This is a genomic window from Actinomyces sp. HMSC08A09 (assembly GCF_001807465.1).
Classification (GTDB): domain Bacteria; phylum Actinomycetota; class Actinomycetes; order Actinomycetales; family Actinomycetaceae; genus Actinomyces; species Actinomyces oris.
Genome location: NZ_KV789124.1, coordinates 56128 through 58871, shown reverse-complemented (window position 1 = coordinate 58871; position 2744 = coordinate 56128). Strand labels below are relative to the sequence as shown.

Genomic DNA, 2744 nt, shown 5'->3' with positions numbered 1-2744 from the left:
CACCCGGCCGCGTGGAATGTCCCCGGCCGTCTTGGAGAGTGGGCCGGGCTCAGGAGAGCAGGACTTTCAGGACCGCAGGGGCGGTGAAGCGGCGAGGCTGCGAGCCGGTCTCGACGACGTCGAGCACCCCGATGTCGGTCAGTTGGGCAACCAGGCCGTTGGCTCGCCCGTACGAGATGCCGAGGGCGGCCTCGACCTTGCGAACCGTGAAGCTCGGATTCGCGACCGCGAAGTCGACGAGGTCGAGAGCGTGCGCGGACCGCAGGCTGGAGGCGCGTACCGTCTCCTTGAGGCTCTGATGCGCAGCGGCCAGGGCGAGCATCTGGTGGCGTGTGCTGGTGGCTGCCGCGGCCAGCCCCTGGGAGAAGAAGGCCAGGAAGGTGTCCCAGTCGCCGTGGGTGCTGACTCGCAGCAACGCGTCGTAGTACTCGGCGCGACGCTCCTCGAACCACGGTGAGACCGTCAGGGTGGGTTCGCTGAGAACACCCGAGCTCAGGAGGGTGAGCACGTTGAGGAACCGCCCCAGGCGCCCGTTGCCGTCCCGGAAGGGGTGAAGGGTCTCGAACTGGTAGTGGGCCATGCCCGCGGCGATGATCGGGTCGATGTCTCCAGTGTGGTCCTGATGCAACCAGTCGACGAGGGCTCGCACACCGGCGCGAAGAGGATCTCCGGGAGGTGAGGGGACGAACCGGGACGCATGGACGGGGGCCGTGTTGTGCGCACCGGGGCGGCGGCCGATCATGACCTGGGTGTCGCGCAGGCGACCTGACGTGGACTCCAGGGGAGTGCCTCGCATGAGCTCGCCCTGAAGGTCCTCGATGAGTGACAGGGTGATAGGGCGCCCCTCCTGCGCCCACAGGAAACCGCTGTTGGCCATGCGGACATAGTTGAGGATCTCCGTCATCTCGGCGGTCGCGGGGGCGTCGTCGTCGGCGGTGAGCACCTCGCGCAGGGGTGCGTATGTGCCCTCCAGGGCCGACGTCGACTGAGCCTCGCGCCGTAGGGAGGGAGTTCGCAGCAGGTAGGGGTTCGGCAGCTGCTGGGCTGTGGCGTCGAGGGCGGCCAGTGCCCGGCCGGCTGCTGCCACCATGCGGTAGGTGCCGCCGCTGAGGGGTGGCTCGTCGGAACTGAGCGGGGCGGGGATGAAGGCCTTGTGCTGCCAGCTGCCGGTCACCGGATCGGAGCCGGTGATGTCGACCAGCTCCCCCATGGTGTCGTCGACGAACATGCTCACGTCCATGATGTCAGTCTACTGGTGGTTGTGTGACATCTAAAGAGGATGGATTGCACATATTGACGACTTGTAGAACATTGTGGATGGGTGTGTGTCTGGAAACCGCCATGTGTGGTGGATGCTGGGGCGACCGCTGCCGTGGGGGCGTTCGCTGTGGACGGGGGCGTTCGACGCCGTCGGGGACATTTCTGTGCGGTCGTGGACGTTCGACGCCGTCGGGGACCGGAATCCTGTCCCTGGACGCGCCGGGTGTCCCCCTCCGGAGCGGCGTGCACCCGGCCGCGTGGAATGTCCCCGGCCGTAAGGGGAGGTTGGGCGGTGCCGGCAGAAGTGCGGGCGGCGGTGGTGGGGTCAAGCGATGGGTGCACCACTTATGGGAGGAGGGTCTCTGTCTGGGACGGGTCGTGACCGGGGTCCGCGTCCTGATGTGGTGGCTGGCGAGTCGGATTCGACTTGGAATCAGAGGGCGGTGCGTCGGCTGCCTCCTCCTGCTCGATCGAGGTTCGTATCAGCTGGGCGGCCCGCCAGACCTCGTCGAGCCGGGCCTCGACCTGGGTGCGGGCGTCGTCGAGCCGGGAGGGTCTCACCGTCAGACTGAGTCGCGGGATGATGACCGGTCGCCCCGGCTCGGCACCTCCGGCGGGTGGGGCATAGACGGCTTGGACCTTCACGCGCCCCCAGCGCGCCGGGACCTCCTGGATGCTGAAGTTGTTGCGCCCAGCAGGTAGGGGGAGGGAGAAGGACTTCGGCTCCGCGACCGCCATGCCGTACGTTCTCAGGCGTACCGCGCTTGCCCGCCGGTGTGCGGCAGCGCGTTTGAGTGCCATGAACAACCCGATGTGGGCCAGTCCGAGAATCCAGGTGGCCCCCACGGCCAGATCTTGAGTGGAATCGCTGTAGATCAGGGAGTGCGGGATAGACATCATGGTGAACGGGGAGGCCGTCACCAGCATGCCCGCGAGCATCGCCCACAGCATGCCCACGGCGCGGCTGTTGGGGTCCCGGGCGATATGAAGGAACCGTGCCGACGCGATATCGCGATGGGTGACTATCGCGTCCTTGGCCAGCCACTGGTCGGTACCCGTGAAGCAGGAGGTTGCTCCAAAGATGACGGAGGTCAGCACGAAGCTGAAAATGAGTGGTGTCGCGCCTACCGCAATCGCGGCATCGGCTATCGATTCGTTGTCCTCCGGGTAGGCGACGGCCTCGTCCAGGGCGCCCAGGGCAAAGGCGGTTATGAGCAGGATCAGCGGGTAGAGGAGCGCGATGCTGGCGGCGGCCAGGGCGCCCAGGTACCCGAGCACCCTGGTCTTCGTAGTGGGGCAGGTGCGGAGGTAGATCGCCATGGGTGCCCTCCTGAAAACTGTCGGCGGGTTGGTTGTGGCTGGCGAGTCAAGTCTGGGGGTGGTGGGTGCCTGCCGCCCATGGGGACCGTTCACCCCGGGTGGCATTCGACGCCGTCGGGGACATTTCGTTGCGGCCGGGGGCGTTCGACGCCGTCGGGGACCGG

At 67.2% G+C, this 2744-nt stretch carries 2 protein-coding genes; both read right to left on the bottom strand.

The annotated features are described in order from the left end of the window. Window positions 1–49 precede the first annotated feature (49 nt). A complete protein-coding gene (locus tag HMPREF3165_RS07470) occupies window positions 50–1240 on the bottom strand; it encodes a Fic family protein (RefSeq protein ID WP_083303241.1) in 1191 nt (396 codons plus the stop codon). Between the two features lie 365 nt (window positions 1241–1605). After that, complete coding sequence (locus HMPREF3165_RS07465; protein WP_070512023.1) at window positions 1606–2580, bottom strand: hypothetical protein; 975 nt, start codon at window positions 2578–2580, stop codon at window positions 1606–1608. Window positions 2581–2744: the final 164 nt, after the last annotated feature.